The organism is Methylosinus sp. DMC45 (assembly GCF_056313885.1).
In genome coordinates this window covers 21,967-28,131 of the sequence record NZ_JBQUZK010000017.1, presented here as the reverse complement: position 1 = coordinate 28,131, position 6,165 = coordinate 21,967, and the positions used below count along the sequence as shown (strand labels likewise).

Here is a 6,165-nt window from a genome sequence, read left to right as displayed (position 1 = left end):
TGGACAAAGCCGGCTAAGGCGATTTTCGCCAAGCTGGCCCGCGTTCCTGCACCTTCCGTCTGAGTCAGTGCACTAGCGGCGCCGACTGGCCGGTCGAGAGCAGAGGCGAGATAGCCACCGCGGAGTAGCCGCTCGAGCCGCAAAATCTACGCGTTTTTTAAAAATGCTTTTGGAACAGGGGGGCGTTCTGATTCGTTATACCGCCGACGAGGTCGTGAGGCGAACTTGTGTCCTCCTATGCCGCCGTGGCCGGCGGCCTTCGCCGACAAGCCGGAGGTTCAGCAATGACGAATGTCATCTCCATTCTCACCCATCTCGCGGACATCAGCCGCGATGGGGCCAAGGGCTTTTCCGATGCCGCCGAGGCCGTGAAAAGCGCCAATCTCAAGACCACTCTCGAGAGCGCGTCTCAACGGTGCGAAATAGGCGCGCGTGAGCTGGACGCAGAAATATCGAAACTCGGCGGCGAGCCAAATTCCACTGGGACGGTCGGCGGCGCAATGCACCGCGCATGGACCAATCTGACGGCCGCCGTCACCGGCGGTGACGACAAGGCGGTCCTCGCCGAATGCGAGCGTGGCGAGGACGTCGCGAAGGCGGCATATGAAGAGGCGCTGCAATCGGACCTTCCGGCGGAGCTCAAATCCACAGTCCAGCGTCAGTATGCTGGCGTCAAAGAAAACCACGATCTCATAAGGCGTCTGCGCGACGCGGCCTGATCTGCAGGCTCCAATGCAGCGTGTCGAGGCCCTCGGCGAAATTTGCAGGGCCTCGGCATAAACGCACGCTCTACACCAAACGCTTCAGGTCCGCCGAGGAACCCCAGCCGCGGCCGAAGTGCAGGCGCGTTCTCTACGAGCGGATCCAGAACAGCAATTGAGCAGCCCTGCAAAGCACCGCCACCCTTCGAAGCCGAAAAAAGGGCGGCGATCAGCGCAATGATAAGAAAAATGATCGCATATGCGAAACGCGACGGTGTGTCCGACTGCTCCGCTGATCCTGATTGCGGATGGCCGAGCTACTATCGTTGGTGGCGAACGCCAGCTTGTCCTCGTTGTGTAAGCGCAATTCTCGAGCAGACAACGTTTTGTAGACCGGCATCCGCGAAAACTTGAAAGTTCGGAACAGGGCGCGAGTTATCCCAAGCAGAGGGCCATCGTCGGAAAGCCGAGGCGAAGGCATTGGGCTGAAGGCCCGTCGCAGGGATGAACATTATGGATACTCAGACGCTCCTCATCATTGTTATCCTTGTCCTGCTTCTTGGAGGTGGCTGGTACGGGAGGGGACGCTGGTTCTAGCGTCCAACGTAATCACAATAGACATTCCATGAGGGATCGGCGGAGTGAATGCCGGCTGGGGATTAGCCGTCGTCGTGGCCGTTTCCCGGCGAACGGGAAGGTAATACCAACGCATGGCGAAATGTGGGAGGTTCGCATGGCGGCAGCGATTGGGCTTCGGGTCGATTACGAGCGCGCTGCTTGCGGGCGATAGCGAAGCGTTCGAAGGACGGGCCGCAAGCGCGCCGTCTCGTCGCCCTGGCGTTCGCCGCGCCGTCGACTTCGTCGATGAGCGCCTCAACGGCGTCGATGGACTCGGGCAATCAGCCGCCGATGGTCGCACGCCTGTTAATGTACGCGGCCTCTCGTCGTCGAGTTCGAAGACTTTTTGCGCGCCCAGGCCGCGCGCCTCTCCTGCCGCAGCGACATGGGCAAGGCCGTCGCCTATCTTCTGAACCATTGGGGCGGGGTGACCCTATTCCTCGATGATGGTCGCGTCGAGATGGACACCAACCTCGTCGAAAATCAGATTCGGCCGCTGACTCTCACGCGCAAGAATGCGTTATTCGCGGGGCACGATGAAGGTGGACGTACATGGTCACGTCTCGCTTCGCTCATTGCGACATGCAAGTTGAACAGCGTCGATCCCTATGCATGGATGAAGGCGACGCTCGAGGCGATCGCCGATGGCCATCCGCAGTCGCGCATCGCCGAGCTGATGCCCAGGGCTTTTAAATCCTCGTCGCCGACGCCAGCCGCCTGATCGTTTACCAGCACGCTGAACCAATTGCTGGCAAAGCTTTTGCGCCAAAGGATTGCAATGCCTTGTCGCAACGAATTGCAAGCTGCTCTTCCATTCCAGCGGCAATGGGACGGAAGCCGCGCTTACCGTTTTGCGAAGACTCTGCGACAAGACATTGAACCTGTGCGGCCCTGTTCAATCACCATGAGCGCGTGATCGAGGTCGAACAGATCGCGGCCCTTGTTGCGCTGAAGCAAGGCCCGCAGCTTGGTTGCCAGCATTTCCTCCCGCGAAAAGGTCTGGATCGCCGCCTCGCCAGTGAACCACGGGTTTTCGACGCCGAATTGAATCTCGATGGGAGGATCGTAGGCGTCCCGCTCGCGCGTGTTGATCTCGACCTTGAGGTTGATGCGTGCATCGGCGGACGCGCCTTCCGCATCGACGCGAAAGCGGAGTTTGGGAGCGACGGGGCTTGGATCGGACTTTGCCTTGCCAAGCCACGGTTCCAGCACAGCGCGAACACCATCAAGGACCGGCCCAATCGGTCCGGCGCTCGTCCGCACGAGGTCAATGTCCTCCGAATAGCGCAGCGGTGCGGGGAAATGCAGCTTGTTGAGCGCCGTGCCGCCACGGAAGCGCAGTTCGCCGCGCAGGAACGGATCGGAGAAGATGGCGACAAGCGCGCGGCTGATGATGAGGTCTTGCTCGACCTGCCGCTGGCTTACCCACGGTGCGACGCGGCTCCAGGCGGTGATGTAGTTCTGCGGGATCATTCATCGATCTCCGGCGGTCGGCGAATGATCACGCGCCAGCGGTCATCACGTTCGGACGGCGGCGGCGACAAATCGGGATCGCCCGCCTGTTTGGGATCGAGTTCGACCCACGGCAGCGGCCCGCGCGCCGACAGCGCCACGAACATCGGCTCCGCAATCTGCGGATGCCCCAGCCTTCCGAGCAGATGCCCAAGGCGTTGCGCCACCGCTTTCTCGAAGGCGCCCGACAGGGAGGCGAGCTTTTTCGGTTGCAGCCGTTCGGCAAGCTCGGAAAGCACCGTCGCAATGTTATCCAGGCCCGCGCCGGATTGCGGGTAGCGCGTCAGATCGAGCGCCGTGAGTTCCGGCGAGGACAGCTTCATATAGCCCGATTGTGTCTTGCGATCCTCGATCCCCGCCGCCACCGCCGCCATGTCCTTGCGGTAGGAAAAGACGATCCGCGTCCGTCCGGCCTCAATGTCGGGCAGGAGTTTGTCCGTGACGACCTGAAACTCCATGACGGCCTGATGGGAGGCGCCGTGGGCCGCCGCCGCGGCCAGAAGCCCCACATAGTAGGGCCGTTTTTCGTGGCGCATCAGGGCGTCGATGTACCACTCGGGCGGCGGCGCTCCGGTCGTGGCGTGCTGTGGCGGTACGACCACGTAGAAGCCGCGCCGAGGCCGGATGAGCTGGCCGCGCCGCTGCAATCGCTCGGCGGCGTCGAGGAATGCGCCCCGGCTGATGCCGATCTCCTTCTGCGCTTCATCCGCAGAAAAGACTCCCCGGCCCGCAGCAAGCAGACCGGAAGCGTAGGTGGATAAGGCTGATCGCTCGACTCGGATCATATCTCATTATCCGCTCTTAGTGCGGACTTTTCAATATGATACTACAATCGGATTGTTCTTAAAAATCCGCTTTCAGGGCGGATTCTCCAATATGATGCTGCGGCAGCTCCGGCCCTGCGGCCGCTGCTCGCCCCTCAGGATGGGCAGCTACCGCTATCTTCCCTGATTTTCTATACATTTCCCCAACCACGAGTCACGGCGGGCGCAGGGCCGACGAAATCCTGACGATTCGGGAGGTGGCGGAGCTTCTCAAGATCAATGAGAAGACCGCCTACAAGCTTGCCTCGGCAGGCAAGATTCCTGGCTTCAAGGTCGGCGGATCGTGGCGGTTCCAGCGGCAGGAAATCGCAAACTGGATAAAGCGTAAGGTAGAGGAGCAGCAAAGGGGCAGCGGGGGCGCATGACGAACGAAGCCGACACATGAAAGTTCGTCGTGCCCAAGCTGCAATCGGCGGGGTGGGATAACGAACCCCATTCCATCGCCGAGCAGCGCACCATCACAGATGGCCGCGTCATTCCCGTGGGCAAGGGCGTTGTCCGCAAGCCGCCCAAGCGGGTCGATTATCTGCTGCGCTACACGCGGGACTTTCCGCTTGCCGTGGTCGAGGCCAAGGCCAGCTATAAATCCGCGACCGATGCCGTGCAGCAGGCCCGCGATTATGCGGAAATCCTAGGCCTTAAATACGCCTACGCCACCAACGGCGCCGAGATCATCGAGATCGACTATTTCAAGGGGACGGAAACGGGCTTTGTCGCGAAATTATGCCTATCTTGCGCCGTTAATGCCAGAACCATTTTTCGAACTCTTTGCTTATATGCGATAGCCCGGCACTTTGCTGGGGGATACTTGCTCGGGTCTTGAGCCAAAGCTCGAGGAACTCCGTCAGACGCAGCCGCCCACCGAGTCGGCCTTGAGTTCCTCGGCGAGAAAATCGACAAATCCGCGCACCGTCCGGGCGAGGCCGCGACGCGAAGGAAAGACCGCGTGAATAATTCCCGTCCGTGGTGTCCAGTGAGACAGCGCCGGCTCCAGGAGCCCCTGCTCTAGATGGTCTCTCACGAGATATTCGGGCAATTGCACGATCCCGACCCCATCCATGGCGGCGCGGCGCAGAGTGACCATGTCGTCGGTAACGAAGCGGGGCGTGAACGGGACCGAGACGGCTCGCCCGTCGGAGTCCGTCAGCTCCCAGACATGCCTGGCGGTCGCTCGCGTCAGATCCATGCTGTCAAAACGCCCCAAATCCATCGGCGCGATGGGCCGTCCCAAGCGCTCCAGCAATGCGGGCCGCGCCACGATGATTTGCGCGCTCTTGGCCAACATTCGCATGACCAGAACGGAATCTTCGAGTGGCGGAAAGCGCACTCGGAGCGCGACGTCGATCGCCTCTTCGATGAGGTCGACGGGCCGATTGGTCGCGATCAATTGAACCACCACGCGCGGGTGCGCCAATAAAAAACGCGAGATGATTCCCGAGACGCGACTCTGCGCCAGAGCAATCGGACAACTTACCCGCAAAAGGCCTGACGGTTCGATCCGCGTTTCCTCGACGACCTGCCTGGCGGCCTCAGCCTCGGCGATCATCCCGGCGCAATGGCGAACGTATTTTTGACCGACCTCGGTCAGCGCGAAACGACCTCCCGAACGCTGGATCAGCCGCACCCCGAGTTGCTCCTCCAGGACGCTGATGCGGCGACTGAGCGTCGATTTCGGCATGCCGAGCATTCGTGCGGCGGCCGAAAAACCGCCGTGTTCCGCGACCTTCGCAAAATAATAGAGATCATTGAGGTTCTGCATGATTTTCGTTCCAACATTGGAACGAGGTGTGCCACCCAATCCGCTTTCTGACAAGCGCATGCGGCGCTAGAAGTCACGCGTAGCATTCGACTTTGGAGGCGTTATGCCGAAAGTTCTCGTTCTCTATTATTCGACCTACGGCCATATCGAGCAGTTGGCGGAGGCCATCGCGGCGGGCGCTCGCGAATTTGGAGCGGAGGCCTCCTTGAGACGCGCGCCTGAGACGGTTCCGGAGGCCGTCGCTCGCGACTCCGGATACAAGATCGACCAGAAAGCGCCGATCGCCACGGTGGAAGAGCTCGAACTGTTCGATGCGATCATCATCGGCTGCGGAACGCGCTATGGCCGGATCGGGGCGCAGATGGCGACCTTTCTGGATCGGACCGGCGGCCTGTGGGCGCGCGGCGCGCTCAACGGAAAAGTGGGTTCGGCGTTCACCTCCACGGCAAGCCAGCATGGCGGCCAGGAGACGACCTTGTTCTCGATCGTTACCAATCTTCTGCATCTCGGCATGGTGGTCGTTGGCTTGCCGTACAGCTTCCAAGGGCAATTGGCGACAGACCAAGTGACGGGCGGCAGTCCCTACGGCGCCACCACGATCACTGGCGGCGACGGCAAGCGCCAGCCGACGGAGAACGAACTTGCCGGCGCGCGCTTCCAGGGGCGGCTCGTCGCCGAGATTGCGGCGAAGCTGGCCTCATGACGCTTTCAGGCGCTCAGGGACCGAAACTTCCTGCGGATGGAGGCTCTA

Annotated in this window: 7 protein-coding genes and 2 pseudogenes; 6 read left to right on the top strand and 3 right to left on the bottom strand. The window is 61.2% G+C overall.

Features of this window, described 5'->3' with window-relative positions; genetic code table 11:
* Positions 1 to 284 precede the first annotated feature (284 nt).
* From ACT53T_RS04560 to ACT53T_RS04550, 3 genes and pseudogenes are all read left to right on the top strand, one after another.
* Complete coding sequence (locus ACT53T_RS04560) at positions 285 to 719, top strand: PA2169 family four-helix-bundle protein (RefSeq protein ID WP_476160303.1); 435 nt, start codon at positions 285 to 287, stop codon at positions 717 to 719.
* A 925-nt stretch (positions 720 to 1,644) separates the two neighbouring features.
* Positions 1,645 to 1,857: pseudogene (locus ACT53T_RS04555) on the top strand (IS66 family transposase); the annotation flags it as partial.
* 36 nt (positions 1,858 to 1,893) lie between these two features.
* The gene (locus ACT53T_RS04550) at positions 1,894 to 2,040 is read left to right on the top strand and encodes a transposase domain-containing protein (RefSeq protein WP_476160306.1); all 147 of its coding nucleotides are present in this window, start codon (positions 1,894 to 1,896) and stop codon (positions 2,038 to 2,040) included.
* Positions 2,041 to 2,162: 122 nt separating this feature from the next.
* On the opposite strand, the gene ACT53T_RS04545 is transcribed toward ACT53T_RS04550, so the two are convergent.
* Together ACT53T_RS04545 and ACT53T_RS04540 are read right to left on the bottom strand one after the other, a co-directional pair.
* A complete protein-coding gene (locus ACT53T_RS04545) occupies positions 2,163 to 2,792 on the bottom strand; it encodes a nucleotidyl transferase AbiEii/AbiGii toxin family protein (protein WP_476160302.1) in 630 nt (209 codons plus the stop codon).
* Positions 2,789 to 3,616, bottom strand: coding sequence for a type IV toxin-antitoxin system AbiEi family antitoxin domain-containing protein (locus ACT53T_RS04540; protein WP_476160301.1), 828 nt, complete (start codon positions 3,614 to 3,616; stop codon positions 2,789 to 2,791). Before ACT53T_RS04540 ends, ACT53T_RS04545 begins: the two co-directional genes overlap by 4 nt.
* A gap of 176 nt (positions 3,617 to 3,792) precedes the next feature.
* On the opposite strand from ACT53T_RS04540, the gene ACT53T_RS04535 reads away from it, so the two are divergent.
* The gene (locus ACT53T_RS04535) at positions 3,793 to 4,020 is read left to right on the top strand and encodes a helix-turn-helix domain-containing protein (RefSeq protein WP_476160305.1); all 228 of its coding nucleotides are present in this window, start codon (positions 3,793 to 3,795) and stop codon (positions 4,018 to 4,020) included.
* A gap of 29 nt (positions 4,021 to 4,049) precedes the next feature.
* Positions 4,050 to 4,358: pseudogene (locus ACT53T_RS04530) on the top strand (type I restriction endonuclease); the annotation flags it as partial.
* A 141-nt stretch (positions 4,359 to 4,499) separates the two neighbouring features.
* On the opposite strand, the gene ACT53T_RS04525 reads toward ACT53T_RS04530, so the two are convergent.
* The gene (locus ACT53T_RS04525) at positions 4,500 to 5,414 is read right to left on the bottom strand and encodes a LysR substrate-binding domain-containing protein (protein ID WP_476160300.1); all 915 of its coding nucleotides are present in this window, start codon (positions 5,412 to 5,414) and stop codon (positions 4,500 to 4,502) included.
* 103 nt (positions 5,415 to 5,517) lie between these two features.
* Between ACT53T_RS04525 and wrbA the strand changes: the two genes are divergently transcribed.
* Entirely contained in the window at positions 5,518 to 6,117 is a 600-nt protein-coding gene (gene wrbA / locus ACT53T_RS04520) for an NAD(P)H:quinone oxidoreductase (RefSeq protein WP_476160299.1), read from the top strand.
* Positions 6,118 to 6,165 lie beyond the last annotated feature (48 nt).

Bases quoted from the DNA above. Each gene is read 5' to 3' on its own strand.
- wrbA (WP_476160299.1), top strand. From the start codon at position 5,518: ATGCCGAAAGTTCTCGTTCTCTATTATTCGACCTACGGCCATATCGAG.
- ACT53T_RS04545 (WP_476160302.1), bottom strand. From the start codon at position 2,792: ATGATCCCGCAGAACTACATCACCGCCTGGAGCCGCGTCGCACCGTGG.
- ACT53T_RS04560 (WP_476160303.1), top strand. From the start codon at position 285: ATGACGAATGTCATCTCCATTCTCACCCATCTCGCGGACATCAGCCGC.
- ACT53T_RS04525 (WP_476160300.1), bottom strand. From the start codon at position 5,414: ATGCAGAACCTCAATGATCTCTATTATTTTGCGAAGGTCGCGGAACAC.
- ACT53T_RS04540 (WP_476160301.1), bottom strand. From the start codon at position 3,616: ATGATCCGAGTCGAGCGATCAGCCTTATCCACCTACGCTTCCGGTCTG.